This window comes from Hymenobacter sp. BT188 (assembly GCF_014333585.1).
Classification (GTDB): Bacteria; Bacteroidota; Bacteroidia; order Cytophagales; family Hymenobacteraceae; genus Hymenobacter.
In genome coordinates this window covers 55,223-80,831 of the sequence record NZ_JACSCW010000004.1, presented here as the reverse complement: position 1 = coordinate 80,831, position 25,609 = coordinate 55,223, and the positions used below count along the sequence as shown (strand labels likewise).

The following is a 25,609-nucleotide window of genomic DNA, read 5'->3' as shown; positions in this document are numbered from 1 at the left end:
TCTGCACCGGCTTGATTCTCTAACTTCCTTTATGTCATCCCGTTCGTTTTCCCTTATGGGCTTGTGGCCCGTTATTCTTCGGTGGCGCAATTTGATTCTTCTAGCTGTCACCCTGGCTTTAGTGGTAAGTGCCTTGGTAGCATGGCAAATGCCCAATGTCTACCGTTCTACGGCAATTTTTTATCCTACAAACCCGGAAAGCACCGACCCTGACCGCATTGTAGAAGAAGGTGGGCGGCTGGCTCTGGGCGGCCGCGCCGAAGACCTAGACCGAATTATTACCATTGGTCAATCTCAGCCTGTAGCTGCTATAATTATCAAGCGGTATAATCTGTATGAGCATTACGAGGCGGGCAAGCCAGGCACCGAAAAGGCTGATCAAGCGGTGCTCGACGAGTACAACGACAACCTGAGCATTGTGCATAGCAACCGCGACGCCATTGAGCTTGCCTTTCATGACACAGATAAGGTGCGAGCGGCCAACATTGCCAATACCCTGGTGCAAGTCATCGACTCCATCAACCAGCGTCTGACCATGGAAAACCGGGGTCGTATTATTACGCTGTACCGCAATCGAACTATGTTTCTGGAGAAAGAGTCGGCTCAGGTGCGCGATAGCCTCGAAGATGCGCGGCAGCGGTACGGCATCTTCGGCAGATTAGGCCTAGAGACCGAATCCGGCTATGAATCGCGCTACCTGGCTAAAGAATTGGCCGAAACGGAAACCGAGCTACGCCGCGCTGAAGGCGAATTAGCGGCCGGTGGTGGTTCGGCAGCACGGGTAGCCGGCCTGCGACGCGCCATGCGTGGCCTTACGCAGGCAGATGGGGGCAACATTATTAATTTAGAAAACTACGTAGCGGGTGCCGATTTGGTCACTGCTCTTTACATGCGTTATGAGTCTTTACAAGAGCGCTTAGTAGAGGCTCAGGCTACTTATGAGAATGCGCGCCTAGCCATCAGCAGCGACATTTCATCCATTTATGTAGTGCAAAAAGCGTATCCGGCCACTCGCGAGGCCAAGCCTATTCGGCCCCTTATCGTGCTTTCTGCCATGTTCATCACCTTTGCGCTGTCCGTAATTTTTATTACGCTGCTGGAGCTTTATCGTAATAATCTGTCTTTAATGAAGCCGAAGGCCGTTAACCGGTCGGAGCAAGTAGCCTAGCCAACACGAACATAGTGGTGAAGGCCTGTTGTTTTACCACACTGGGGGGCATTTTCCAACGGACTTTTCTTACGCAAAAGCTGATCTATGGAGGGCAAATCCTCATTTTCTGCTCCTACCACTGCTATTCCTGAAACCGACCGCCGCTTGTTTTTGGCTTTTATAGGAATTCTCCTGGTGGCTGGAGCCGGCGCTTTGTTCTTCGATCAACCGCTTTGGATAGCTCTGCCCCTTGCTATGGTAGGCTTAGCCGTTTTGGCCGTCGACTGGCGTTGGGTATACTATGTATTACTCTTTACCCTGGCTTTCTCAGTTGAGATTCCGCTGCTTGGCGGCCTGAGTCTCGACGTGCCTTCCGAGCCGCTAATGTTGGTATTGGTGGCCTGTTTTGGGGTAAATATGCTGCTAGGCCGAGCTAAGGTTCCCCGCCGATTCTGGGTACATCCGTTGGTTATTATTATCGGCTTGGCACTGCTCTGGTCGATGGTAGCTACCCTGGTTTCAGTTGATACTGTCAAGTCGATTAAGTATTTACTGGCCAAAACATGGTACATCATTCCATTCGTTTTTGTGACGCTCCTTATCGTGCGTCGGCCCAAAGACATTTGGGGTGTAGTCGCCTGCCACGTTGCCGGAGCTACCCTTACGGCTGTCTACGCCTTTGTGCGTCACGCCGGGCTCGGCTTCTCATTCGATGGCATTAATCCCGCTGTACTGCCCTTTTACAAAAACCACGTTGCTTACGCGGCCACCATCTCCATGCTGCTTCCTTACGCTTTGTATGGGGCGCGTCGGCCGGAGCTGAGCTCATTTTGGCGCTGGCTGTGGCGGGGGGCATTTGTGATGTTGTTGTTGGGCGTGTTCTTTTCCTACACGCGCGCTTCTATGGCATCGCTGCCGCTAGCCATAGGTTTCTACTTTATTGTTCGCTGGCGGCTAACGCGAGTAGTACTAGTAGCGGTAGCCATAGCCACAGCGGCAGGTACTTTTTACTTCGTAAATCAGAATAACTACATGCTGTATGCGCCCAACTTCGAGAAAACCGTATTCAACGGCGAAGATTTTGGCAAGCACCTACAGGCAACCTACAATCTAGAAGACCTTTCCGGCATGGAGCGTGTGTACCGCTGGGTGGCAGCCGGTCACATGATCAGCGACCGACCCATCATGGGTAGCGGCCCCAATACGTTTTACCCCGAATACAAGCGCTACACGGTATCGAGCTTTCGCACCTACGTCAGCCGTAACCCCGAAAAATCAACGACGCATAATTATTTTCTGCTCATGCTTGCCGAGCAGGGTATTCCTGGCTTTCTCCTGTTTACCATCCTCGTTGTTACGGCTCTACTTATGGTAGAACGCCTGTACCATCGTAGCCAGTCGGTTGAGCACAAACGCATTGTACTAGCGGCTGGTTTGTCGCTGTTTATCATCACGGCCCATTTGTTACTCAACGAGTTGGTGGAGGTCGATAAAATAGGCTCCTTCTTTTATATCGCATTAGCGATTCTCATGCGAGCAGAAAGCTGGATCAGAGACGAGAACGTAGCGCTTGAGGATTAAGATACTCCACAAAAAAGCCCCCCAGCATCTGACTGGGGGGCTTTTTTGTGGAATAATGTTATTACTTAAACCGACAACTCAGGATAGTTACGTCGTCGGCGAAGGAGTTGCCATCCTCGTTGAAAGCTTCGATTTCTTTGAGGATTTCCTGGTGTAGCACCTTCAGCGGCAGGTAGCGGGCACGGTGCAAGAACTCGATTACGCCCTCTTCGCCGTACTCTTCACCGGCTGTATTGAATACTTCCGTCAGGCCATCGGTGTAGGTAAGCAGCAGAGAGCGAGGCGGCACTATGAGCGACTGCACGTGCAGAAAAGGTAGATCCTCGAAGATACCCAGCATAGTTGTGCCTTCCGACAGTAGCTGGTGCGGGCCAGAATCGGGCAGTAGAATGGCAGCATTGTGGCCGGCACTCACGTATTGCAGCTCGCGGGTAGCACGGTTATAAATGCCGAAGAAAGCTGTGATAAACTTTTCCGACACGGCATTGCGATAAATCAGGTTATTCAGCTCCGATACTACCGTTGACAGGTCGGCCTGTTGGCGCAGCAGCGTACGCAGTCCCGCCTGGAAGTTCGACATGAGCAACGAAGCCGGCACACCCTTGCCCGATACATCGGCTACGCAGAACAGAAACCGGTTCGCGTCGATGTTTACCACATCATAATAATCGCCCCCTATGGCCGTATGAGGCACATAGCTGGCGCACACCGCCACGCCGGCATCATTGGGAAGGGTACGCGGAAAGAGCATGGTTTGCACTTCCTGGGCAATCTCGATTTCCTTACGCATGGCCGCCGACTCGATGCGCTGCTTGGCCAAGCGGCGGTTCTGAATAGCTCCTACCAAAATGTTGCTAAGGGTTTCCAGAAACTTGGTAGCCTCATCGCTGACGTAATCGGCCTGCACGTTGCCGATGAGCACGTAGGCCAGCACGTTGCCGTTGTTCACGACCGGAATGACGGTTTCCAAGTTTTGCCACTCCGGTCCTAAGTTCAGAGCCGCCACCGGACAAGGTGTATTAGTGCAATTGTTACTGATGGCCTCAGGAAGCGGAATACGGCGGAAATCCGACAGATCGGACCCAAACGACACCATACAGGCCCACTCCCCTTCCTCCTTCACATACAGCACCAACCGACGAATATTGAGCTGTCCGAGTAGGGTAAACTGGAAGATTTTGTAGAGCGCATCTTCCGTGGGGTCGTGATTGATAGCTTGGGTAATTTCCAGCAGTGCATTCAGTTCCCGCTCCCGTAAGAAGAGCTTTTTTTCCGGCGACATGGCCTGCAGAGTAGGCATGGAGGTAAATAGTGTATTGTGGACTGCACGCAGCGCGAAGGCTGTTTTCCAACGAGTAAGGATGAATACTTTCTACGTGCAGTTGTGTTGAAAGTACTTCAAAATACTTACTGATACTAGCAATTTCGCCGCAGCGAAGCGCTAGCTCAGCGGTGTTTTGGGGTCGTAAGCGTCGCGCAGCCCATTTCCTAACAAATTGAAACTGAGCACCAATAAGCTTATGGCTAACCCCGGCAACAGCGTAAGCCATAAGCCGGCTTGTGTGCCCAAAAGTTGGAAGCCTTCATTCACCATCAAGCCCCAGGAAGGAGCCGGGGGCTGCACGCCAAGTCCCAAAAAGCTCAGGCCCGCTTCCAGCAGGATAGCCGCCGCAAAGTTACTCGTTGCAATGACAATTAGCGGCCCAGTCATGTTGGGCAGCAGGTGGCGGGCTATCAGGCGGCTTTGGGGCAAACCCAACACGCGGCCCGCTTCCACGAAGGTTTTCTCGCGCAAGCTCAACATTTGCCCCCTGACCACGCGGGCCACATCAACCCACATGGTGAGGCCCACGGCTACGAAGGAAGTCCAGACGCCCTTGCTATCCAGCGCCAACGAAATGGCAATAACCAGCATGATGCCCGGAATGCTCCACACCACCGTCATCAGGCCCATCAGCACGCTATCCACCCAGCCGCCCACGTAGCCCGCCACGGCCCCGATGAGCATGCCCAAGGTCAGCGAAATCAGCACCGCCACCAGCCCGATACCCAGCGAAATGCGCGTACCCAGCAGCAAGCGACTCAGCATGTCGCGCCCCGACTTGTCGGTTCCCAGCCAATAGGTGCGGTGAATGATGCGTTCGTTTTCTACGATGTTACGCAGTTCGGCCTGGGGGGCATTTTTGCCCCCCAGCTCGCTCAAAGAATAGCGTGTGGGCAAATCCGCGAGAGCGGAGTGATTACGGTAAGGCTGTACCAAGACCGAATCGCCGACCACCTTGTAGCTGCCGATGGGCACCTCCTGAAAGCGCGGCGCGCGGCCCCGGAGCCAGGTACGGAAGATGTTGTCGGAATCAGTACTTTGCGCTGCCTCGGGCAAAAGCCGCCGCAGAACGGTGGCTGAAAAACCAGGCGGCTCCTTCTGCAGCTGCACTAAGCCATTGTTGGCATTAGGCGAGTTGTCGGGCAGCACCCAGTAGCCAGCCAAAGCAATCAGCGTACAAATGAGAATAAAGCCGAGGCCAAACATAGCTGGCCCGTTGCGCAAAAGGCGTTGGCGCACGTAGTAGCCAGGAGGCCGGGCAGGCGGCACACTGGGCGCAACGGGCACCAAAACCGGGGCAGCCGTCGTCATTAGCGGGTATTGTGGGCCAACAGGCCGGCTTTGGTAGCCAAATAGAAACTGTCGCGGCAGATAGCGCCGAAAGACGTGGTTTCGTAGGCCTGCTCAGTATCGGGGTCGGGGTAGAACGATTTGATGTACTCCTGCTCCAGCAAGTTGCGCAGCCCTTTTTCCAGAGATGGGGCAGGCAAACTGGTTTTTTGCAGCAAATCGCGGAAGGAAGTGACGAAGTACAGCTCGTCGAGGATGTCGAATTCAGAATCAGTCACAGCAGCGGGCAACGGGGCAGAAGGAGAGAAAGCAAATGTACTGTTGATGCGTGGGATTCGCGCAGGATTCGTCGCTCTATCCAGTACAGGTTAGTAGTTATCTAACACTTACAGCGCCATTTGCGCTTTCAATTTCAATGTATTTCACTAACTGTTGAATCTGCGTATCGGTTAACGCGAAGCTGGGCATTTGCTGCCTCTGGTACTGATTAAAGATCTTCACGGCATATTCATCCCCGCTGGCGACCATCTTGCTGGAATTCTTAATCCAGGGAATCAGCCAGGAAATGGGACGGCGTTCGTGGACGCCCTTCAATGCTGGACCTACCACAACCTCCTGAACACCGTGGCATTGGGCGCAATTGTTAGCGAATACTTCTTGGCCGGCAGTGAAAGCCCCAAGATCGGCTTCGGACAAGAAATTACTCAAAGAATCTTGAACTGCGACGGGCATCCCTAGTGAATCTAACGCAACCAAATTACTTGCTTTGGTGTCCACAGCGAGAGTTGCGCTTGCCGGATCATGGAGCAGGCCAACGGAGGAGAGAAAAAGCACGCCCATCGTGCATACGAGTAATGCCAGCGCCACCGGAATCACACCGGCCATTAGTCCTTTTCTCATGGTTTTGTAGCCATTTCTGGCCGTTGGTAACAGGAGATAAGGTCGCTGACAAATGCCGCAAACTCAACTATTCCGCCTACTTTATTTCATCTTTCTCCCCTTCCAAACATACCCGCCACGCAAGCCCAGCAAGCCCGTCAGCAAAGCGTAAGGTGCGTAGGCAATTTGGAGCAGCCCGATGTAGCAAAGCCACCGCTGCCGTCCGAAAAAGCGAAGAATAGGAGTCAGAAACCAAGCATCGGCACCGAGTTTTATTCCCCAGGCAGCCAAGGTCCATGGCCATAATTGGGGGTACCCGAAAAGCAGCAACACACCAACGAATAAGCTCACGTTGGCTCCTAATACCAGCATAGCTAAGTGCTGGGGGGCTTTTTGCTGATAATGTCGCCACTTACTAGCCCAACGTACTCGTTGCGCCAGCAGGGCATGGAGCGTAGTCGGGCCAGCCGTGCGTACGATAGCACGTGGGTTTTTCAAAAACCGGATGCTGCTGGGAAAGGCGGCGTGTAGCTTGTGCAGCAGGAATTCGTCGTCGCCGCTGGCTACGTGTTCGTTGCCGGCAAAGCCCTGCACAGCAGTGAATGCCTCGCGGCGGTAAGCTAAGTTGGCGCCGTTGCACATGGTGGGCCGGCCCTGCCCAATAGTAGCCGCTCCTACCCCAATAAGTCCGGCAAACTCCAGCCCCATCAGGTTATCGAGCAGGGAGTTGCCCCCGGTAAGCAGCACCGGCCCACTGACAAAATTCGCTGTGGTATCAGCGTGAATCAGAGCGGCATAGCTAGCTAGCCAGTCGGGGCCCACGCGGCAGTCGGCATCAGTGCAGATCACCCACGGAGCGTTAGCAACATTCAAGGCAGCTTGCAGAGCAGCTTTTTTGCCGGTTGGTGCGCCGGGTTGGTCTTGCAGCTTTAGGAGGTGAAGCACAAACGAACTGCGTTGAGCCGCTGTCTGCACTACGGCAGCTGTATTGTCGATTGAGTCATCATCTACCACAATGACCTCAAACCGGGCAGCCGGCAGAGTTTGTTTCTTCAAATCATCAAGCAGCAATGGCAGCGTCAGGCCTTCGTTGCGGGCGGCGACAAGTACCGAAAAGCCAAGTCCCTCTTCTGCTTGGTTCGGGTGCGTTTCCTGGGTTAGGACTGTTGGCAGCTGCTTCCAGCTTCGACGTAGCCGCAGCATCAAAGCCGCATACAGCGCCGGTAAAACCAGAAAAAAAGCCGCCCACCAGTTCATATAGTTGGAGTTGGCTGCTGGGGGGCTTTTTTCTTGCGAAACACTTTCAGCCTAAGCACAAACAGTAGCCCGGCGGCGCTGGGCAGGGCAATATTAAGCACCCACAAGCTCAGGCTGGCGCTCAATACCGGCAAAGCTGGCTGCTCCAGCAAACCGAATAAATGTGTGGCCGACAGCTCGCGCACGCCTACATCAGCCAGGGCGTTGAGCGAAGGAATTAAAGATTTCAGCAAGAATGTGCTACTGATGGCCGCCAGCGCCGGGCCCGCGCTTGGTCGGGCACCGTAGGCTACCAGCAGCAGCCCGAATTGCAGACAGAAAACCGCGTAGCGCAGCCCTGAAATGGCCAGCACGGCGTGTAGGGCCCGCGCCGGATAGGTGGGCATTACGGCCAGAAATGGCTGCAAGCGCCGCAGCGGACGCACCAGCCCTAAAGCCGTCAGCAGAAGCCGTGAGCGATACAGGGGCAGCAGCACGGCGGCGTTAATCAGGAATCCAGCAACCACCAATCCTAAGCCAGTAGCCGGATAATCAGCTACATAAAACGTCAGCAAAAAGTACAGCAGACCAGTGGTACCAGCCAGCACCGTGACAACCAGCTGACAGTAACGGCCCAGAAAAACAGCCCCCAGCGCATCTAGCCGCCTACTTTTCAGCTCCATAATCCGGCCAGCATAGTCGCCCACCCGATTGGGCGTTACGAAGCCCAACGTGAGGCCCACCAGCACCGCCCGGAAGCTGCGCCGGTAAGAAACCGGCTCTAAGTGTCGTGCCAGACGCCACCATTTCCAGGCCTCCAAGCCCCAATTGACGGGCACCAACGCCAGGGCCAGCAGCACCGGTCCGCGCCCCGCGCCGCTGAGCGCCGACGTCAGCAGCCCCCGCCAGGCGGCAGCCGTATCGGGAGTGGTGAAGACGGAATGATAAAGCAAACCCAAGGTCAGGGCCGTGATGAGCAACTTGCCCAGCACCACCAGCACCCGACGGCGAGTGGCGCGTTCCAGCTTTTGGGCGTAGTTTTGTAGAAGGTGGTTGGGCAAAGCGGGTAGCACGCATTCAGTTGAAGGCGGCAAGTTACCGATGGAAATCCAAGGACAGGCTTGCGCCCCGCTACCGCCTACCCCAAGCACAAATGATTCTGCCCGTCACTCCCACCGATCTGCTGCCCAAAATTATCATGGGCGTCGACCCCGGCACCAATATTATGGGCTACGCCCTGATTGAAGTGCAAGGCCAGCGCGTGAAGGTGCTGCAATATGACGTGATTGACATGCAGAAGATGGGCTCGAATCATGCCCTGAAGCTCAAGAAGATATTTGAGCGGATGCTGGAGCTGATTGATGAGTTTTTGCCCGATGAGCTGGCCATCGAAGCCCCATTTTACGGCGTCAACGTGCAGAGTATGCTTAAGCTGGGTCGGGCGCAGGGTATGGCTATTGCCGCCTGTCTTTCACGCCAGATTCCGTACGTGGAGTATGCTCCTACCAAAGTAAAGCAGTCGGTAACAGGCACGGGCACAGCCACTAAGGAGCAGGTAGCCCATATGCTGCGCCAAACCCTGACGTTGCCGCCCATTGCGGAAGCCTCCAAGTTTCTGGACGCCACCGACGCGCTGGCCGTGGCGCTTTGCCATCACTACCAAAAAGGCAACAACCTGAAAGCGGGGGGCAAAAGCTGGGGCAAGTTCCTGGCCGACAACCCCGACAAGCTGGCCACCGTGGCGCGCAAGAAGCCCGCCGCCAAAACCAAGTAGCTCTCCACAGTATGAAGCGCCAGCCCGTTCGCTCCACCTCCCTCAAAGCCGTGGGCTACGACCCCGCCACCCTGACTCTGGAAATCGAGTATCGCAACGGGCGGCTGGTGCGCTACACGGGCGCCAGCGAGGCTGTATACCAAGCGCTACTGACGGTGCCGGGTAAAGCGCTATTTGTGGAGCAGGTGATAGAGAAAAGCGGCTACACCCGCGAGCAGGTAAATAAGCTCAAGCCTTAGAGCATACTATGTCTAAGATGTCAACGCGCTTGTACATCCAAGAAGGGTCGTAACACGTAGCTCGAGCTATAGTGTGGCAAATTTGAGCACTTCCTCGCCTAAGGCAGCATCGCCTTGATAACTATCCACCACATAGTAGGCCAGCGCCTTTCCCTCTGCTTTCTGGTTAGCAAAAGTCAATTCCTGTAGCCTGGATAGCACATCCTGGCAAGACTTGTATTGACTATGGGATTGACTAGGTCGACTTAAGCTCTCCCGTATTCGTGTGAGCAAAGCTTCCCGGCGGGTGTTGAATAGGTTTTCATCCATGGAGCGGAAGGTAATGGAAGAAAGCACTAGTTGCGTCTCACATTTGGCTGGCACTTAAACTTGGAGCTTAGCCAATATGACAGTAACCAAACACACTCTTCGCGCTACAGCTCAAACTCAATCTCGCCCTTCAAATACGTCACGGCGTAGCCGCTGATGAGCACCCGGTCGCCGCGCAGCTCGCACCATAAGTCGCCGCCGCGGGGCGAGACCTGACGGGCGCGCAGTTCGGTTTTGCCTAGCTTTTCGGCCCAATACGGTATGAGCGTGGTGTGCGCCGAGCCAGTCACCGGATCTTCGGGAACGCCCACGCGCGGCCCAAAAAAGCGCGACACAAAATCAATATCGCCGCTGCCGGGCGCTGTCACGATAACTGCCCGGTACGGCACCTCCGCCAAGTGCAGCTGATTGGGATGAATGGCCCGTATTTCAGCCTCAGAATTAAATAAAGCCACCAGATCGGGGCCAGCCAGCAGCTTCAGGGGCGTGGCGCCCAGGCCATCAATCAGGCCATCGGGCGCGGTGGCCAGCGGCTGGGGCGGACGGCTTGGGAAATCCAGCGTGAGGCGGCCGTTATCCTGCTGAGTGACGCGCAAAGGACCGCTTTTAGAGTGAAACGTGATTTCTGTACCCTTGAAATTCAGGTGGCGCAACAGCACATGGGCCGAGGCCAGCGTGGCGTGCCCGCACAGCTCGACCTCCACGGCCGGTGTAAACCAGCGGATTTCGAAATGGCCATCTGTACCGGCCTGGGGGGCAAAAAAGGCGGTTTCGGCGAGGTTGTTTTCCGCCGCAATGGCCTGCATAGTGTCGGCGGGCAGCCACTCCGTGAGCGGGCACACGGCGGCGGGGTTCCCGGCAAAGATGCGGTCAGTGAAGGCGTCTATTTGGTAGAGAGGCAGTAGCATAGAAGATCGTGGGGGGCAAAATATGCGGAAAGGATACGCTGCTGAGCGAATAGTACTAATCAAAAGTAGAAGGAATAGCCAGCATAGAAAAAATTTCGTAAAATAGGTAAGTGGGCCTATGCCTACCTGAAAGTGCTTTCTTATGTAGCTGAACGGTATTTATTCACTGCTATTCAGTTCTCGTTGGGCTCCAGCGCCGCCCTTATTCTATCCTCCTCACCACGCCGCATGCTAAACGAACAACTACTCTATCGCTGCCATGAAAAACGTGCTACTGGCCCTGGGCTTGTTGGCGTTTACGCCACCTCTATTAGCTCAAATACCAACTAACAGCTACGCTGTAACCTCCATTGGCTTAGCCGCCCAACGTAATCCATCGGTCCTGCAGCTCATTCTTCCCAGTGGGCAGATGCAGCAAATTAGAACACTAGCCGCCGCTGATGGTGCTACTATTTTTGATGGGCTTGGGTACAATTCTTCCGACCCGAGCAGCCTGTTTGCCATGAACGCGATTCTGGCAACTCCGCTTTCGGCCCCCAGCCTGTACCGCATCGACCTGGAAAGCGGCCTAACCGTTCCCTTAGGCGATATTGACACACCACCGGCCCCCTTCGGCAGTTTATCGACAGCCTTCAATTTCATAGGGGCTGGTGGCGACAACTCCGATTATTTCATAGCCGGTTTAGTAGTAGATGCACGGTTGGAAATCGACTTTTCCGTATTCCCTCCTGTTGTCCGAACCCGCTTAAGCAACCCGCGCTTTTATGTGGGTCAGCTGAACCTGAACTCGCCCAACCCAACTAACGCCGTCTGGCGGCGGGCCGATACCAGCGACCCTGCCGCGGCCGCCATTATTAATAGTTACCTCGCCGCTATCAATGCCAACCCTACCAACCCTAATCTCACCGGCGGCCCCCGCGACTGGGTTTTTGTGCGGGAAGATGGGGTGCCAACGCTGAAAAGCTACTTGGGTGTAGAAGGGCAACTGCTGACGGTGAGCAATGTGCGAACCTCGCCGGTAGTGCGCGTGACAACGCCCACCGTGCCGCTGCCCGTTAGTGCTGAGCTAGGTGCCATGTTTGCCGGTGAAAACAACACGCTCTACGCTATTAACACTGATGGCGGCCCTAATGCTGGCGAGATGTATCAGCTTGATGCACTTACCGGCAACTACTTGGGTGTGAGGCTGAATACAGGCGTTGGCCTCTTCCGGGGCGATGCCACCAGCTTTGTGCCAAGGCCCCCGCTGCCTGTAACGCTAACCAACTTCGAGGCCCGTGCCCAACGGGCCAGCGTATCGTTGCGCTGGGCTACCGCCACGGAAGAAGGCACCGATAATTTCCGCGTTGAACGCAGCACCGATAACGGCCAGACCTGGGTAGCCATCGGCTCGGTAAAAGCAGCAAATGCCCCCCGGGGCCGTACCTATTCTTTTGTAGACGAAGCGCCCCAAACGGGCCTGAATTATTACCGGCTCGCCATTGTGGACCTCGATGGCAGCATAGCCTTTTCGCCCGTCAAGTCAGTCGATTTTCAGCCGGCGCAGCAAGCCATCAGCGTTTACCCCAATCCGGCCCAAGACCACTTTGCAGTAGAATTGCCGCAGTTGGCCGCGCCCGGCAGCACGCTGCAAGTACACAACAGCTTGGGCCAGCAAATCTGGACGCAATGCCTAGAGGGGCAACGCACGGTGCGCGTAAATACCCAGACTTGGGCCGCGGGCGTTTACCACGTCAAGGTCTCAACCAACGGACGATCCGAAACGCAGAAGCTTGTCATTCAGCCTTGACTTAAAAAAGCCCTCCAGAAATATTTCTGGGGGCTTTTTTAATAGCGTTAGGTCCAGTAAAGTACGGGGGCCTGCGGGAAGCGCTGCTGCCACTCTTGGTAAAAGAACTGCTTGAGCGTGCGCATTTCCTCGGGCTGGTACACATATTTGACGCCTCCAAACTTATTGCGCTTTTGGGCCCGCGTGGTCTCGTCCAGATCCAGCGACATATTGGGGTACCACTGTTGCAGCACATCCTTGGAGCCGGGTGTGAAGCGGTGGCTGATAAACTCCGCCGTGAGGTCGCACTCGAAGTCGAGCGTAGCAGCCAAGCGGTCGAGCAGATGGCGGTAATGGTCGCGCCAGTCGGGAATGGGCATAATGGGCGCCAATACGGCTCCTACGCGGTAGCCTCCCCCACCCTGCTCGCGCGGCAAAGCCAACTGGCGCATAGCCCGCAAGCGCGCTTCCAAAGAGGCCGTACCACCTTCCAAACGACGCGTTACAGGCTCCGCATTCAGACTAATACGGGCACGCACCTGCCCGTTGTGGGGCAAGTCCAGCAATGATTCAACCTGATCATACTTGGTCACGAAGCGAAGCTGCGCCCCCTCGCGGGTACCGAAGTAGCGAATACACTCGGCTAGGCTGCCGGTCAGATGCTCAATGCCGAGCACATCGGTGTAACAGCTTACTTCGAAGGTAGTCAGCTTGCCGGCCTGCTCGTACTGAGCTGTATTTTGCAGCATCTGAGGCAGGTTAGCATAAGCACGCACTACTGGCGGACCTTGCAGACTGCCAGCCAGATAGCAGTATTGGCAGTGGGCGGGGCAGCCTTCGGCAAGGTTCATCTGCCAGTCGGCGGAGGGCGGAATGGGCTGGAGGCGGAAGGCACTCGGGGGGGCTTTTACCACAGCCAAGGTGTTCTTGGCATTGCGATAGGTTTCGCGCTCGTCGGCGCCGCGCAGGCCGGTGATGCGGTTGCTTTTCAGTATCTCGATGGGCAGACCCGCAGCGCTGATTCGCTCAAACATCTGCTGGCCAAACTCTTCCTCCAACGCATCGGGGGTAAACAGCACCCGCTTGGGCAGCCACACGCGCGCCGAACGGGTAAGAATAGAAGGCTGCGGAGCGGGTGTTTCGGTGAGTACAGGTAAGGAATCGAATAAGGTGAGCTGGGGGGCATTTTCGAGCATCAGGAGCTGGTTTTGGCTTGCTTTTGATAACGTTTGCTGGTCCGTTTTAGGTCCTTCACAGCTGAATTAAGCACCAGCACAAAACACACATTTTCACTTGTTAATCAACCACTTACAACATTACCATTTGGCTACGGTTGTTTATTTTTTACCTTATCTCTGATGGTTACGCTATTCCGCAGCTTATGCTTCTTACTGTTGGGCTGTTGGGCTCTGAGCGCCTGCGAGAAAAGCACCGACCCAACCGCCCCGATTCCATCTACTCACAACCCATTGGTCGCGTTTCAAATGCGCAACGGGGTAACACCGGAGTTTTTTACCTACAACCCGCGCCGCATTCCACGCTACGTTTCTAAGCGTGGCAGCGCCATCGAACTTGGGGCTGAAGCGTTTGTAACGCTGGGCGGGCTACAGCTTTCCGACGCACCGGTGCGCCTGGAGTTTCGTGAAGTTCTGGACAAAAAGGATATGCTCCTGAGTGGTATTCCCAGTGGTACTGATGACCTTATTTTAGAGTCTGGGGGGCAATTTTACCTGCAAGCCACCCAGGACAATCGTCCGCTGGAGCTGGTTCCGCGGGTTCGTATCGGGCTGGCTAGTCGTAGTCCGGCCCGGCTTAGTCGGCTGACGGATATGCGGATGTATACCGTGAAAGGCCCGCTTCTGCCCGATCCATTTACCTGGCAGCCCTCCACCGACCAGGAATCGACGGTGCGGTTGGGCCTACGACTAACCCCCGATTCGCCCGATTATCTGCTGGCGGTGCTCAATCATCAGCTGTTTAATCAAAGTATGGGCTGGGTGAGCTACCAGCGCCAACTCTACACTGGCACCACTACCACCACGATTCAGGTGACCGTAGAAGCCGCTGCTGAAGAGCCACAACAGACGCTGGCTTACCTGGTTTTCGCTGATTACAACGCCGTAGCCCAGTTTCGTGCTACTGGCCCAAATACCTTTAGCCTAGCCAATGTCCCGACTGGTACCGAAGCGACGGTCGTTGTTTTGCGCGGTGCCGGGGGCAAATTTTATCTGGGCCAGCAAACCGCTCTTATGCAAGTGGATCAGCGCTTCACCCCCACTCTCACGGAGATGAGCGAAACATCGGTAGTAGCCGAGCTGAGCAAGTTTTAAGGCTGGTTTTCTTCCGCTTTAGTGGCTACCACAGAGTACATCATCGGGAGCTTGTCGGCTAAGTGTTCAATCCGAAATTTGCGCTCACCCACTTGCTCCATGTGCGCAAAGCACTTGTAAGGCGAGTAATCGTACTCGGCGAAGTGTCTTATGGCGAGGCCATTGTGCAATAGGCTACCCAGAACTTCGCCCAAATCGTGATTCCAGGAAACGGAGGTTTGCTCCAGCGGAGCGTCGCGGTCGGCGTACGTGCCGGTTTCAACTTCCGTGATGGTTTCTCTGTTAAAATATGAGTACTGAACGCGGGTAAAATCCGAGTCGAACATCCATACGACCGGGTGGAACTCAACTAGCACCAATTTGCCCCCCGGCTTCAGAAAATGACTTACCACGCCCGCCCAGCGCTTCATATCGGGCAGCCAGCCTAGCACGCCGTAGGTGGTAAATACGATATCAAACTGACCGTTTAAGTTATTTGGTAGCTCGTACACGTCGCTGCACACAAATTCGGCCGGCAATGAGAGCTGCGCCGCCAACTCGCGGGCTTTGATGATAGCTTGATCAGCCAAATCGACGCCGGTTACGTGGGCGCCCAAGCGGCTCAACGACAGCGAATCCTGCCCGAAATGACATTGCAGATGCAGGATTGATTTGCCCCGCACATCACCCAGCAAACCTAATTCCACGTCATTCAGCGACGATTTGCCCCCCAGAAAGCTCTCCACATCATAAAACTCGGACTGCACGTGGTAGTCGGTTTTAGCGTTCCAGAGTTGGCGGTTCAGCTCGGTATAGTTTGCGGGCGTTTCCATGATTTCGCTGTTGTTTGCTCAATTTTATCGTAGTGGTAAAAATCCCTCTGTCATGCAGAGCGGCGCGAGGCATCTCGCTCGCGGTAGTAAAAGTAGTAATCCCGCGTCAGCACGCGAGATGCTTCACTGCGTTCTGCATGACCGCCATTCTAAATAGCCGCATAACTCTTACTTCTAAGGTCTAAATATTACATGAAAGCCTTATTACTCATTGATGTTCAGAATGATTTTGTTCCCGGCGGCGCGTTGGCAGTGCCCGAAGGCAATGAAATCGTGGCGCTCCTTAATCAGCTACAGCCCTATTTCGACTTGGTAGTAGCCACGCAGGACTGGCACCCCGCCAATCATAAAAGCTTTGCCGCGAACCATGCAGGCCGCCAGCCTTTTGAGGAAATCGAACTGCATGGGCTGGCGCAAGTGCTATGGCCTGTGCACTGCGTGCAAAGTACGCCCGGTGCTGAGCTGCATCCGGAGCTGAATACAAACCAAGTTGAAGCCATTTTCCGCAAGGGCACCAACCCGGAAATCGACAGCTACAGCGGATTTTATGACAACGGCCACCGCAAAGCCACTGGGCTTGCCGCCTACCTGTTTGGGCGCAGCATCGCCTCGGTATATGTCGCCGGGCTGGCCGCCGACTACTGCGTGTACTTCACCGCGAAAGATGCTTTACAGGAAGGATTTGACACTTTTTTGATTGAAGATGCCACGCGCCCGATAAGTCCGGAGGGTTTTGAGCGAGCCAAAGCCGACTTAGAAAACTTGGGGGGCAAAATTATCAGCAGCGCCGAGCTACTGTCACATGAAAAAGCTCCCCAGCCCGCCTAAGCATGACCGAAGCCGATGCTCCCCTGATTCTGACTCTGGCGCTCGATGCCGAGTCGTTCGCTTACTTCAACGGTCTGCGCCAACAGCATTTTCCGCCCGAGCGCAATTTTCTGGCGGCCCACGTCACGCTGTTTCACCATCTACCCGGTGCCCGGCGCCCCGATTTAGTAGCGCAACTAGCCACCCTTTCCCAGCAACAGGCTCCGCTCACGTTGGAGGTTACTGGGCTGCGATTTATGGGGCGCGGCGTAGCTTACGCGCTCGAAAACGAAACACTGCAAGCCTTGCACCGCGAGTTGCAACTGGCGTGGCAGCCGGCTCTCACGCCCCAAGACCAGCAAAAGCTGCGCCCCCACGTAACGGTGCAGAATAAAGTAGATCCGGTACAGGCGCGTGCCCTGTATGAGCAACTCAAAGCTGACTTTGTGCCTTTCCAGGCCACCGGCACGGGCTTACAGCTATGGGCGTATCGGGGCGGGCCGTGGGAGGCTATTCAAACCTTTAAATTCCAGTAACGCTAGGTTGCCACTTGGCGCTAGCCTTCTGATTATGAAAGACATGTCTTGGGAAATATCCTTCCAATGGCGCGAGATCCTCACTACGCTGGGCATTCTGGCGGGCGGCCTCGCGGGCGGGCTTATTCTGAAGTATTTACTCTTTGGCGCCTTGCGCAGGTACGCTAAGCGGCCCGATTCACCACTGCTCATTCAATCTATTGTCAAGCATCTGAACCAGCCGAGCGCCTTCTTTTTCCCGGTGCTGGTGCTCTCGTTTATGCTGCCGTTGGTACCGCTTACGGCTCGTCCCTTCGAAGTACTGCGCCGGGTAGTGGAAACCAGTCTGATTATGACTTTCGCCTGGGGCTTGGTCAAGACGGTGAATGTGATTGAGGACCTGGTGCTGCACCATTATCGCCTCGATGAGGAGAATAATTTTCGGGTACGCAAGCTGTTTACCCAGCTTCAGTTTGTGCGCAAGGTGGTAGTGTCGCTGATCATATTTGTGGCCGTGGCGCTGGTACTGATGAGCTTTGCCACGGTGCGCAAAATCGGGACGGGCCTGCTGACTTCGGCGGGAATTGCCAGCGTTATCGTGGGCTTTGCGGCCCAGCGCTCCATTGGCAATCTACTGGCAGGCTTTCAGTTGGCTTTCACCCAGCCTATTCGCCTCGACGACGTGCTGGTGGTGGAAGGTGAATGGGGTAAGGTGGAGGAAATCACGTTTACCTATGTAGTGGTGCGCATCTGGGATGAGCGTCGGTTGGTGCTGCCGCTCACTTATTTCATCGAGAAGCCCTTCCAGAACTGGACCCGCAACACGTCGCAGCTTATCGGCACCGTGTTCGTCTACACCGATTACAGCATTCCCGTAGATGCCGTACGCGCTGAGTTAAAGAACATTGTGACAGATCATCCGCTTTGGGATAAGCGCGTGTGCGTGTTACAGGTCACCGATTCCAAGGAGCGCACCATGGAACTACGCGCCCTGGTCAGCGCCGGCGACGCCGGTCGCGCGTTTGACTTGCGGTGCCATGTCCGGGAAAAGTTGGTAGCCTTTATTCAGCAGAATTACCCCGGCTCATTACCCAAAACCCGCTCCGTTGTAGATACCGATGAACGGATGCTGTCTGCTTCTTCAGGCGTTTCGGGCGAGATTGCTTAGCCCCCAGTCTTCTCATAATTCATCTGAGTAATTTCAAATCAATCCAATAAGGCGGTCATGCAGAGCGAAAGCGAAGCATCTCGCGTGTTTAGCGAGATTACTAACCTAAATGCGTGAGCGAGATAGTTCGCTCACGCTCTGCATGACCGCCTTTTTGCACTTCTAATAAACACACTAAGCTGCGCTTAAAAAATTCTGTTAGTAGGCACGCTGCTACTTTTCTTTCCTTCCCTCGTACGCTGTCAGAACTATCAATCTATCCCGATGAATACAGAAAACACTACCTCCGACCTCACCACCGATGTCGTGCTGATCGGGGCCGGCATTATGAGTGCTACCCTGGGTATTATGCTCAAGGAGTTAGATCCTAATCTCACAATAACTGTCATAGAGCGCCTCGATGTAGCCGCGGCCGAAAGCTCCGACGCCTGGAATAATGCCGGCACTGGTCACTCGGCCTTTTGCGAGCTAAACTATACGCCCCAGCGCCCCGATGGCTCCGTAGACATCAGCAAGGCCATCGGCATTGCCGAGTCGTTTGAAGTTTCGAAGCAATTCTGGGCCTTTCTGGCCGAGCAATATAACGTGGAGGGCATCCAACGGTTCATCAACCATATCCCGCACATGAGCTTTGTGTGGGGCAACGAGAACGTCGATTTTCTGCGCACGCGCCACGCGGCCCTCGTGCAGTCGCCGCTGTTTCAGGGCATGGAATACTCCGAAGACCTAAACCAGCTCCGCGAGTGGATGCCGCTGGTGATGGAAGGCCGCGACCCCAGCCAAAAAGTAGCGGCCACTCGCATGGATCTGGGCACCGACGTCAACTTCGGCTCCCTCACGCGCGGCATGTTTTACCTCTTGCAGGAGAAGCCGGGCGTCACGTTTCACTTTGGCCACGAGGTAGATAAGATCCGTCGCAAGGATGACGGCACGTGGCGCGTGCGGGCCCAGAACCGCGCTACCGGTGAAAAGCGTAAGCTGCGTGCCAAGTTCGTGTTTATCGGGGCGGGCGGGGGCTCGTTGCCGCTGCTGCTGGCCTCGGGCATTCCGGAAAGCAAAGGCTTTGGCGGCTTCCCGGTAAGCGGGCAGTGGCTGAAATGTGTGAACCCGGCCGTAATTGAACAGCATCAGGCCAAAGTGTACGGCAAAGCCAGCGTCGGCTCGCCACCTATGTCGGTGCCTCACCTGGATACGCGCGTGATAAACGGGCGGCGCGAACTGCTGTTTGGCCCTTACGCCGGCTTCAGCACCAAGTTTTTGAAGTTTGGCTCCTTCCTCGATTTGCCGGGCTCCATTAAGCCCACCAACCTGAAGCCCATGCTTATTGCGGGGGCCAAAAACCTGCCCCTCACCCGCTACCTGATCAACCAGGTGCGGCAGTCGCCCCAGGACCGGCTAGCCGCGCTACGCGAGTATTTGCCTACCGCTCGCGCCGAAGATTGGAAGCTGGAAGTGGCCGGCCAGCGCGTACAGGTCATCAAGAAAGATGAAAAGCTGGGCGGCGTACTCGAGTTCGGCACCGAGATGGTCAGCGCCAGCGACGGTTCTATTGCTGCTTTGCTGGGTGCTTCGCCCGGCGCCTCCACGGCCGTCAGCATTATGATCAGCCTGATTCAGAAGTGTTTCCCCGCGCAGGCGGCTTCCCCGCAGTGGCAAGCACGGTTTCGGGAGATGATTCCCACGTTTGGGCAGCCGCTGGCCGACAACCCGGAGCTGGTGGAGCAAACCCGCACCCACACCAGCGCCGTGCTGGAGCTGAGCGTGGATGCGCCGTTGGGCAGTTAATAAGTTGATTTGCCATAAAAAAGCCCCCTAGCCTCGGCTGGGGGGCTTTTTTATGTGAGCCGCCGAACGAATATGCGCGGGTTTTGGTATCTCTTATAGCTTAGCTTCAGTGCTGCCGGACGCGCTGTTTTGGGCCCTCGTCTGTTCTGATTAGGAAGCTAAGCAAGCAGAACCGTACATTAGTTTCCTTTTTGTGAACGCTACCTGCGCGTAGCAGTTGGCAGTGCCCAAATTCCCACCTGTGCCTCCCACCTATTCGGAATTTTTCTGATGATTCAGCTTGAATATTTTACCCCCGCCGATTTCAAACAACTTATTCAGTGGATTGATAATGAGCAGCTTATGAAAGAATGGAGCGGCTCTTTGTTTTCATTCCCCCTCACCGAGGCGAGTCTCACCTGGTACATCGAAGGCGCGAACGACCTGACTGACCCGGATGCCTTTATATACAAGGCCATCGACACCGAAACCGGCGAAACCGTGGGGCATATTTCCTTGGGCAGCTTCAGCGAGACCAATAAAGCGGCCCGCATTACGCGCGTGCTGATTGGCAATACTGCTGTCCGCGGCCGTGGCTACTGCCAGGGCATGATTAAGGCCGTATTGCGCATCGGCTTCGAGGAGTTGGGCCTGCACCGTATCAGCCTGGGTGTGTACGATTTCAATCAAGCGGCTATTGGCTGCTACAAGAAAGCGGGCATGAAAACTGAAGGCATTATGCGCGACGTGGTACGCTACAAGGATGGCTACTGGTCATTAGTGGAAATGGCCATACTAGAAGACGAGTGGCGGCTGGCCAATGCCCCCGCTGAATCACTAACCGCTACACATACGACAGCCACCAGTACGAATGTCGCCGTTTAAAGTCCTGATACCAGCGGCACGGCATATACAGTAGCAACACTACTACCGCCCACACCACGTAGGCTCGCAACAAGCTGGGCTGGTAGGCAGCGGGCCACGCCGTGGGCGGATTGAACGACAGATTAATGGGCTTACCGAAAGCCACCGTCGTCCAGATCAGCGCACCGAAGCTGATGAGGAACAGGTGCAGGATGTAATAGAAAAATGGTACCTGCCCGAAGGTGCGCAGCCACTGGCTCAGTCGGTTCGTGGCCCCTTCGACGCTGGAGAGCAAGAGCAGCGCAACCCCCAGCGTAAGGCACAGAAACAGTAGAGAAGACGGGTACTTCGTGACATTCAGGAACGATAACACGCTGTAAGCCAAGCCTCGCTCTTGGGTGCTCCAGGGAAGTGGGTCGCCGTACCAGTTGGTGGCGCGCAGAGCAACAAACATCAAGAGCAGGGCTACTCCGGCCAAACGCAACATCCGCGTACGCTGGGGGAGCGGCAGCTCAAACCATGGCCCAATCAGATAGCCAGCGAGCATTACGCCCAGCCACGGCCCGATGGAATACGCCACCAGAAAAGGCGGCAGGTGTGCAGGATCGAACAGGAATGGGCCGTTGTGCAGCAGCGCCAAGCCCACGTTGGCGGCGGTGACGGGCTGAATAGTGGGCAATGCATTGTGCCCGGCAATGATGACGAAAGCCAACAGCGCCAACAACCAGCGGGGCAGCCAGATCAGGCCGGCCAGCAGCACCATTGCCCAACCGATTACCCAAATTACTTGCAGCAAAATCATTGAGTAGCCCCACAACAGCATAAAGCTGATAACCAGCAATTCCAGCGCTACCAGCCATAGGCCGCGCGTGAGCAGAAACCAGCTTACTGGCCCCTTCCTGGGCTGTTTTTGCTGATACAAATAGATGCTCGTACCCGACAGAAACACGAAAGTAGGCGCACAGAAATGGGTTATCCAGCGCGTGAAAAACAGCAAGACCGACGTCTGCGCCAGATCCTCAGGCCGAAAGGTGGTGGGGCTCCAAAAGTCGCGTACATGATCGAGGGCCATGATCACCATCACCAAGCCCCGCACGATGTCAATGGCCTGCACCCGCGCTACGGTAGCGCGAGTAGCCACAGGCGCCGAAATTTCTGTAGAAACCTGTTGCATAGTGAGAGCGCATTAGGCAAGCTGGCTACTTCGTTTTCAGGAAGTTATTAATCGTACGGTTTATCTCCTGCTTTTTTTCTTCGGTGGCGCCATCCCAGATATCATTATGGGTCATGTTCTCCATTTTAACAATCTGAATAGCATATTTTTTCTGTTCGGCGGCTGTCGGCAGCACGCCATCATCGGCCACCTGGTCGCTGGAGCGGATGGTAAGGATGTGCGGGCGCCGGGTGCGGGGCAGCGGCATGCGGCGGTTATCCAGCGAGATAATATTTCGCGCCAATTTGGGGTATTTGTGGGCAAACAGCATGGCCATATCGCCACCATTGGAATGGCCTACCAACAGCAGATTTTTAAAGTCCAGCTCCGGGTTTGACTTTTTGAGGGCTTGCAGCACAAACAGCATGTTTTGCGCTCCCCGCTCCCAGAAAGGTCGCCGCACCTGCTGCGGATTGCCGGTGGTAGGCATGCGCGCCTCCTTGGGCAAGTCGTGCTGAATGCTAGCCACGAAGTAGCCTTGCGCCACCAGATTGTAGGCAATAAAAGAGTAGCCTGTGTGAGGACTGCCATAGCCATGATTCAGGATAGCGAGTTTGAGATTGGACCGCTTGGCTGGATTCAGCTTTGCGCCCGAACCGGGCACATACACGGTAATGGGAACCGCCCGATTGCGAGCCTCATCGAACAGGGCCAACTGGTAGCTTTTTACTTCTCCTTTGGCAGTTTCGGTAACGCGCTGCGGCACTGGCGCCGGGTGCCCTACTTTCTGGCTGCTATCGGCACAGCTGTTTATCAGGAGCGCGATGCCGAGAACTGCGGCTATTCTTAAGCTCATATAATGATTGATCAGACGCTGAGTGCTGGGTTTTATTAAGCTGAATATCTGGCGAAGTGCGGCGCAAAAAAGCCCCCTATACACCGGGCAGAAACACTTCGGCCAACATACAACGGGCACTGCCTCCACCCACGGTTTCGATGGTAGGAATGGGCAGCGCAACCAGCGTACAGTAGCGGCTGAGCGTTTGGCGATGGTCAGGAGTCAAGGCATCGTGGGCACTTTGCGACATAACCAGCAATTCCTGACCACCAGCGGCGGGTTGCAGCGTGAGCATGTTGCCGGCGAAATGAGCTACCTGCGCCAGCGAAATAGCTACTATTTCGTGGCCCGTAGAAGTCAGCGAATCCGTTACCGCTGCCTGCTCGGTCGGGTCGGTTATGCTTTCCAGACAGATGACCGCAAATTTACCCCCCACGCATAGCATTACGTTGGTATGGTAGATGGCGTGGCACTGCGCGTCGGTGGCGTGAAAAGCGACCGGATGATAACCCAAAAGGCTGGTTACTTGCTGAAACAAATCCGCATCGGTGCGGGGTGAGAGGCCGGCGTACGCTACGCGGTGCTGGTGGTCGAAAATGATGCTGCCCGTGCCTTCCAGAAACCGACCCTCCTGCTCGTAGTGCGATAAGTCGATTACCTCCCGAATGGTGAACTGGCTACGCAGCATTTGCAGAATATCCGGCCGGCGCTCGGGGCGGCGATTGGGCGCGTGCATCGGGTAGAGCACTACTCGGCCGTCGGGGTGGAGGGTAAGCCAGTTGTTCGGAAAAACGGCGTCGGGCTTGGGCGGCGCGGGCGTATCGTCCATTACCAGCACGTACACGCCGTGTGCCCGCAACTTAGCCACGGCAGCATCAAATTCGGCAAACGCTCTCGCTTGAATTACTGCCTGATCTAGTTCAACTATGGTCTGCTGAAAGTGATTGGACATCGCCGTTTCGGTGTTAAAACCAAACCGAACGGGCCGCACGAGAAAAACGGTTGAAGCAGACTGCATATACGTGGTTGGGGGGCTTTTTTGACACAAAGAAAGTCATTCCGGCCACGCCAGCAGCGCGCATATTCTACGGTTTCTGCACCCGACCAATTACAACATACAGTGGGTCGCTGCGCCGGGGCTGCGGGCTGCGGTCGAGTAGCTCAATTGGGTGCCAGTTGCCGGCGGCCAGCAGGTATTGTTTCACGAGGGCCAGATGGCCGCGGTCGTCGAGGGCGTGCCATGCGGCTACGGCTTTGGTGGGGAAGCAGCGGTTGGAGAATGTAATAACCACAGGCGCATCCGGCCGGAGCACGCGAGTCAGATCGCGCAGCACTTCCACGGGCCGCGTCAGGTAATCCACGGATACACAGATGGCGGCGCCATCAAACTCATTTTCCTCAAAAGGAAGCTGCGGCTCTTGGTTCAGATCCTGCACCACGTAGCTCGCCAGCCGAGGGTTTGCGCGTAGCTCCTGCTCGTTCATCCCTAGGCCTACTACGCGCTCATACGGCACATCGGGGGGCAAATGACTTATCCAACTGCTCATCAAATCCAGCAGCGTGCCGTTGGCCGGAAAATACTCGCGGTATAGCTGCGTAACGGCCGCAATTGCGCCCTCGTCGATATGCGTTACGAAGCGGGGCTGCTGGTAGAATTGTGCGTCGGGAGTTTCGTCGGTGCGGCGGAAAGCGTCGGCAGGAAAAAGCGGATCGAGAGCCATAAAGGCAAGTAGTTTTATAGAAGGGTTCGTTTATCTATTTAGGTGGTCATGCAGAGCGCAGCGAAGCATCTTGCGTGCTGATGTCTGAGTAGTAATCCCACTACAATGGTAAAGTATAACCGCCGTTTGGCGTGACGGGCATTTACAACCAGACGGCGATGATATTGTCACCTTTGCATCCCCTCTTTCACCAAATCCTTATCTACCGGATATTCAAATCTTCTTTCCGAATCCAGCCGGTCGTTTTCACCTGTTCCCAGTTTATGAATGTGGCAAAAACCGCTTGCTCGGAAGAGTCGGTTAGTGTCATTTTATCGCCCCGAATGCAGAAGGCGCGGCGGCGTTGGGTCAGGTCGGGTGAGTCGTAAAAGTAGGTGGTGTCTACCCGCACGGTGCCGGTAGTAGCGGGCTTTCGACTCGCACTAACAGGGGTTCCTTTTGGCTCTGAATCTGATGCAGCTACTGCGGGCTTTTTGGTTTGGGTGCGTGCTTCCGCTGGCTCTGCTGCCGGGCGGCGGGGGCTGGTGGGCGTAGCGCGGGGAGGCGCGGGCTTCGGAGCCGCTTTACTCAGCTGCACCTCCGTTTTTTTCAGCCAGCCCACTACCGGGTCGCCATCGGAATTGAAATAGCGGGTTTTGATAAAATTTCCGCTCTCCCCTTCCGCATACACAATGTCGCCCCGCAATACGTACTTGCCGGTGGAGCTATTTACATCGGGGTTGGAATGAAAATAGGCTCTGGGGGGCAAAACTTTATAAGCCCCGGCCAGAGGTTTAGTGCTGGTGCCAGCTTGTACAGGCGGCCCCTGTTTTTCGTTCTCCGGAAGTGCAGAATCTGTCTTGGCGGGAATAGCCGCCGACACTTCCGTAACGGGAGCAGCAGATGCCGGCAGCTTAGTGCTGGACAATGACGTTTCCTGGCTGCGTTCGGCGCTATTTTTCTTTGATAGCCAATACGCTGAGCTCGCAACCAGTAAGAATATCGCGGCCAGCAGCAAGTAAATCAGACCGGTTCGGGGTCGCCGTATCGTGGTATTTCTGTTCGAATAAAGGCGTCCCGACTGCACTTGGTTGCTCATGTTACGGAGTGGTGATGGCTACTATATCTGATCCGTAATGTTTACGTAGTTTTTAAAGTTCGGGGAGGCTTTTGGGTTGATTTCAGGCGAAGAACTACCTA

The 25,609-nt window shown here is 55.3% G+C and carries 26 protein-coding genes; 11 read left to right on the top strand and 15 right to left on the bottom strand.

The window, feature by feature from the left end; translation table 11 throughout:
- Positions 1-31 precede the first annotated feature (31 nt).
- Positions 32-1,168 carry a hypothetical protein gene (locus H8B13_RS12010; RefSeq protein WP_187311061.1) on the top strand — a complete coding sequence of 379 codons (1,137 nt, stop codon included), beginning with the start codon at positions 32-34 and terminating at the stop codon, positions 1,166-1,168.
- An 87-nt stretch (positions 1,169-1,255) separates the two neighbouring features.
- Positions 1,256-2,731 carry an O-antigen ligase family protein gene (locus H8B13_RS12005; protein ID WP_187311060.1) on the top strand — a complete coding sequence of 492 codons (1,476 nt, stop codon included), beginning with the start codon at positions 1,256-1,258 and terminating at the stop codon, positions 2,729-2,731.
- A 61-nt stretch (positions 2,732-2,792) separates the two neighbouring features.
- Here H8B13_RS12005 and H8B13_RS12000 read toward each other — a convergent pair whose 3' ends face one another.
- The 6 genes from H8B13_RS12000 to H8B13_RS11975 form a co-directional block, all read right to left on the bottom strand.
- Entirely contained in the window at positions 2,793-4,031 is a 1,239-nt protein-coding gene (locus H8B13_RS12000; protein ID WP_187311059.1) for a PP2C family protein-serine/threonine phosphatase, read from the bottom strand.
- Positions 4,032-4,172: 141 nt separating this feature from the next.
- On the bottom strand, positions 4,173-5,366 hold the full coding sequence (locus H8B13_RS11995) for an ABC transporter permease (protein ID WP_261990345.1): 1,194 nt from the start codon (positions 5,364-5,366) through the stop codon (positions 4,173-4,175).
- The gene (locus H8B13_RS11990) at positions 5,366-5,623 is read right to left on the bottom strand and encodes a hypothetical protein (protein WP_187311058.1); all 258 of its coding nucleotides are present in this window, start codon (positions 5,621-5,623) and stop codon (positions 5,366-5,368) included. The genes H8B13_RS11995 and H8B13_RS11990 overlap by 1 nt, the downstream gene beginning before the upstream one ends.
- Before the next feature lie 97 nt (positions 5,624-5,720).
- On the bottom strand, positions 5,721-6,245 hold the full coding sequence (locus H8B13_RS11985; protein ID WP_261990344.1) for a c-type cytochrome: 525 nt from the start codon (positions 6,243-6,245) through the stop codon (positions 5,721-5,723).
- Positions 6,246-6,326: 81 nt separating this feature from the next.
- Positions 6,327-7,481 (bottom strand): glycosyltransferase, encoded by a 1,155-nt coding sequence (locus H8B13_RS11980; RefSeq protein ID WP_187311057.1) that lies wholly within the window; start codon positions 7,479-7,481, stop codon positions 6,327-6,329.
- Complete coding sequence (locus H8B13_RS11975; RefSeq protein ID WP_261990343.1) at positions 7,478-8,521, bottom strand: YbhN family protein; 1,044 nt, start codon at positions 8,519-8,521, stop codon at positions 7,478-7,480. Before H8B13_RS11975 ends, H8B13_RS11980 begins: the two co-directional genes overlap by 4 nt.
- 92 nt (positions 8,522-8,613) lie before the next feature.
- Here H8B13_RS11975 and ruvC point away from each other — a divergent pair, with 92 nt between their 5' ends.
- On the top strand, positions 8,614-9,234 hold the full coding sequence (gene ruvC, locus H8B13_RS11970; RefSeq protein WP_187311056.1) for a crossover junction endodeoxyribonuclease RuvC: 621 nt from the start codon (positions 8,614-8,616) through the stop codon (positions 9,232-9,234).
- Positions 9,235-9,245: 11 nt separating this feature from the next.
- A complete protein-coding gene (locus H8B13_RS11965; protein ID WP_187311055.1) occupies positions 9,246-9,473 on the top strand; it encodes a KTSC domain-containing protein in 228 nt (75 codons plus the stop codon).
- Positions 9,474-9,539: 66 nt separating this feature from the next.
- On the opposite strand, the gene H8B13_RS11960 is transcribed toward H8B13_RS11965, so the two are convergent.
- Together H8B13_RS11960 and H8B13_RS11955 are read right to left on the bottom strand one after the other, a co-directional pair.
- Positions 9,540-9,782 (bottom strand): hypothetical protein, encoded by a 243-nt coding sequence (locus H8B13_RS11960; RefSeq protein WP_187311054.1) that lies wholly within the window; start codon positions 9,780-9,782, stop codon positions 9,540-9,542.
- Positions 9,783-9,886: 104 nt separating this feature from the next.
- The gene (locus tag H8B13_RS11955; RefSeq protein ID WP_187311053.1) at positions 9,887-10,690 is read right to left on the bottom strand and encodes a PhzF family phenazine biosynthesis protein; all 804 of its coding nucleotides are present in this window, start codon (positions 10,688-10,690) and stop codon (positions 9,887-9,889) included.
- Between the two features lie 259 nt (positions 10,691-10,949).
- Here H8B13_RS11955 and H8B13_RS11950 point away from each other — a divergent pair, with 259 nt between their 5' ends.
- Positions 10,950-12,479: a T9SS type A sorting domain-containing protein gene (locus H8B13_RS11950; RefSeq protein WP_187311052.1), complete on the top strand. Its 1,530-nt coding sequence runs from the start codon at positions 10,950-10,952 to the stop codon at positions 12,477-12,479.
- A gap of 47 nt (positions 12,480-12,526) precedes the next feature.
- On the opposite strand, the gene H8B13_RS11945 is transcribed toward H8B13_RS11950, so the two are convergent.
- On the bottom strand, positions 12,527-13,654 hold the full coding sequence (locus H8B13_RS11945) for a spore photoproduct lyase family protein (RefSeq protein WP_261990342.1): 1,128 nt from the start codon (positions 13,652-13,654) through the stop codon (positions 12,527-12,529).
- Between the two features lie 162 nt (positions 13,655-13,816).
- On the opposite strand from H8B13_RS11945, the gene H8B13_RS11940 reads away from it, so the two are divergent.
- Positions 13,817-14,788, top strand: coding sequence for a hypothetical protein (locus H8B13_RS11940; protein WP_187311051.1), 972 nt, complete (start codon positions 13,817-13,819; stop codon positions 14,786-14,788).
- Here H8B13_RS11940 and H8B13_RS11935 read toward each other — a convergent pair.
- Positions 14,785-15,600 carry a class I SAM-dependent methyltransferase gene (locus tag H8B13_RS11935; RefSeq protein ID WP_187311050.1) on the bottom strand — a complete coding sequence of 272 codons (816 nt, stop codon included), beginning with the start codon at positions 15,598-15,600 and terminating at the stop codon, positions 14,785-14,787. The two genes, H8B13_RS11940 and H8B13_RS11935, sit on opposite strands and share 4 nt — an antisense overlap.
- A gap of 192 nt (positions 15,601-15,792) precedes the next feature.
- On the opposite strand from H8B13_RS11935, the gene pncA reads away from it, so the two are divergent.
- The 5 genes from pncA (at position 15,793) to H8B13_RS11910 (ending at position 20,739) form a co-directional block, all read left to right on the top strand.
- Entirely contained in the window at positions 15,793-16,428 is a 636-nt protein-coding gene (gene pncA, locus H8B13_RS11930) for a bifunctional nicotinamidase/pyrazinamidase (protein WP_187311049.1), read from the top strand.
- Between the two features lie 2 nt (positions 16,429-16,430).
- Positions 16,431-16,943, top strand: coding sequence for a 2'-5' RNA ligase family protein (locus H8B13_RS11925; protein ID WP_187311048.1), 513 nt, complete (start codon positions 16,431-16,433; stop codon positions 16,941-16,943).
- Positions 16,944-16,977: 34 nt separating this feature from the next.
- Complete coding sequence (locus H8B13_RS11920; RefSeq protein ID WP_261990341.1) at positions 16,978-18,090, top strand: mechanosensitive ion channel family protein; 1,113 nt, start codon at positions 16,978-16,980, stop codon at positions 18,088-18,090.
- Positions 18,091-18,354: 264 nt separating this feature from the next.
- A complete protein-coding gene (locus tag H8B13_RS11915; protein ID WP_187311047.1) occupies positions 18,355-19,875 on the top strand; it encodes a malate:quinone oxidoreductase in 1,521 nt (506 codons plus the stop codon).
- Between the two features lie 270 nt (positions 19,876-20,145).
- Positions 20,146-20,739 carry a GNAT family N-acetyltransferase gene (locus H8B13_RS11910; protein WP_187311046.1) on the top strand — a complete coding sequence of 198 codons (594 nt, stop codon included), beginning with the start codon at positions 20,146-20,148 and terminating at the stop codon, positions 20,737-20,739.
- Here the strand turns inward: H8B13_RS11910 and H8B13_RS11905 are convergent.
- From H8B13_RS11905 to H8B13_RS11885, 5 genes are all read right to left on the bottom strand, one after another.
- Complete coding sequence (locus H8B13_RS11905; RefSeq protein ID WP_187311045.1) at positions 20,699-21,892, bottom strand: DUF1624 domain-containing protein; 1,194 nt, start codon at positions 21,890-21,892, stop codon at positions 20,699-20,701. The genes H8B13_RS11910 and H8B13_RS11905 overlap by 41 nt on opposite strands.
- Positions 21,893-21,917: 25 nt before the next feature.
- The gene (locus H8B13_RS11900) at positions 21,918-22,727 is read right to left on the bottom strand and encodes an alpha/beta hydrolase (RefSeq protein ID WP_187311044.1); all 810 of its coding nucleotides are present in this window, start codon (positions 22,725-22,727) and stop codon (positions 21,918-21,920) included.
- A 76-nt stretch (positions 22,728-22,803) separates the two neighbouring features.
- Positions 22,804-23,727, bottom strand: coding sequence for a citrulline utilization hydrolase CtlX (gene ctlX, locus H8B13_RS11895; RefSeq protein WP_187311043.1), 924 nt, complete (start codon positions 23,725-23,727; stop codon positions 22,804-22,806).
- Positions 23,728-23,794: 67 nt separating this feature from the next.
- Positions 23,795-24,430, bottom strand: coding sequence for a class I SAM-dependent methyltransferase (locus tag H8B13_RS11890; protein ID WP_187311042.1), 636 nt, complete (start codon positions 24,428-24,430; stop codon positions 23,795-23,797).
- 202 nt (positions 24,431-24,632) lie between these two features.
- Complete coding sequence (locus H8B13_RS11885) at positions 24,633-25,508, bottom strand: hypothetical protein (RefSeq protein ID WP_187311041.1); 876 nt, start codon at positions 25,506-25,508, stop codon at positions 24,633-24,635.
- Positions 25,509-25,609: the final 101 nt, after the last annotated feature.

Bases quoted from the DNA above. Each gene is read 5' to 3' on its own strand.
- H8B13_RS12010 (WP_187311061.1), top strand. From the start codon at position 32: ATGTCATCCCGTTCGTTTTCCCTTATGGGCTTGTGGCCCGTTATTCTT.
- H8B13_RS12005 (WP_187311060.1), top strand. From the start codon at position 1,256: ATGGAGGGCAAATCCTCATTTTCTGCTCCTACCACTGCTATTCCTGAA.
- H8B13_RS12000 (WP_187311059.1), bottom strand. From the start codon at position 4,031: ATGCCTACTCTGCAGGCCATGTCGCCGGAAAAAAAGCTCTTCTTACGG.
- H8B13_RS11995 (WP_261990345.1), bottom strand. From the start codon at position 5,366: ATGACGACGGCTGCCCCGGTTTTGGTGCCCGTTGCGCCCAGTGTGCCG.
- H8B13_RS11985 (WP_261990344.1), bottom strand. From the start codon at position 6,245: ATGAGAAAAGGACTAATGGCCGGTGTGATTCCGGTGGCGCTGGCATTA.
- H8B13_RS11980 (WP_187311057.1), bottom strand. From the start codon at position 7,481: ATGAACTGGTGGGCGGCTTTTTTTCTGGTTTTACCGGCGCTGTATGCG.
- ruvC (WP_187311056.1), top strand. From the start codon at position 8,614: ATGATTCTGCCCGTCACTCCCACCGATCTGCTGCCCAAAATTATCATG.
- H8B13_RS11965 (WP_187311055.1), top strand. From the start codon at position 9,246: ATGAAGCGCCAGCCCGTTCGCTCCACCTCCCTCAAAGCCGTGGGCTAC.
- H8B13_RS11960 (WP_187311054.1), bottom strand. From the start codon at position 9,782: ATGGATGAAAACCTATTCAACACCCGCCGGGAAGCTTTGCTCACACGA.
- H8B13_RS11955 (WP_187311053.1), bottom strand. From the start codon at position 10,690: ATGCTACTGCCTCTCTACCAAATAGACGCCTTCACTGACCGCATCTTT.
- H8B13_RS11950 (WP_187311052.1), top strand. From the start codon at position 10,950: ATGAAAAACGTGCTACTGGCCCTGGGCTTGTTGGCGTTTACGCCACCT.
- H8B13_RS11945 (WP_261990342.1), bottom strand. From the start codon at position 13,654: ATGCTCGAAAATGCCCCCCAGCTCACCTTATTCGATTCCTTACCTGTA.
- H8B13_RS11940 (WP_187311051.1), top strand. From the start codon at position 13,817: ATGGTTACGCTATTCCGCAGCTTATGCTTCTTACTGTTGGGCTGTTGG.
- H8B13_RS11935 (WP_187311050.1), bottom strand. From the start codon at position 15,600: ATGGAAACGCCCGCAAACTATACCGAGCTGAACCGCCAACTCTGGAAC.
- pncA (WP_187311049.1), top strand. From the start codon at position 15,793: ATGAAAGCCTTATTACTCATTGATGTTCAGAATGATTTTGTTCCCGGC.
- H8B13_RS11925 (WP_187311048.1), top strand. From the start codon at position 16,431: ATGACCGAAGCCGATGCTCCCCTGATTCTGACTCTGGCGCTCGATGCC.
- H8B13_RS11920 (WP_261990341.1), top strand. From the start codon at position 16,978: ATGAAAGACATGTCTTGGGAAATATCCTTCCAATGGCGCGAGATCCTC.
- H8B13_RS11915 (WP_187311047.1), top strand. From the start codon at position 18,355: ATGAATACAGAAAACACTACCTCCGACCTCACCACCGATGTCGTGCTG.
- H8B13_RS11910 (WP_187311046.1), top strand. From the start codon at position 20,146: ATGATTCAGCTTGAATATTTTACCCCCGCCGATTTCAAACAACTTATT.
- H8B13_RS11905 (WP_187311045.1), bottom strand. From the start codon at position 21,892: ATGCAACAGGTTTCTACAGAAATTTCGGCGCCTGTGGCTACTCGCGCT.
- H8B13_RS11900 (WP_187311044.1), bottom strand. From the start codon at position 22,727: ATGAGCTTAAGAATAGCCGCAGTTCTCGGCATCGCGCTCCTGATAAAC.
- ctlX (WP_187311043.1), bottom strand. From the start codon at position 23,727: ATGCAGTCTGCTTCAACCGTTTTTCTCGTGCGGCCCGTTCGGTTTGGT.
- H8B13_RS11890 (WP_187311042.1), bottom strand. From the start codon at position 24,430: ATGGCTCTCGATCCGCTTTTTCCTGCCGACGCTTTCCGCCGCACCGAC.
- H8B13_RS11885 (WP_187311041.1), bottom strand. From the start codon at position 25,508: ATGAGCAACCAAGTGCAGTCGGGACGCCTTTATTCGAACAGAAATACC.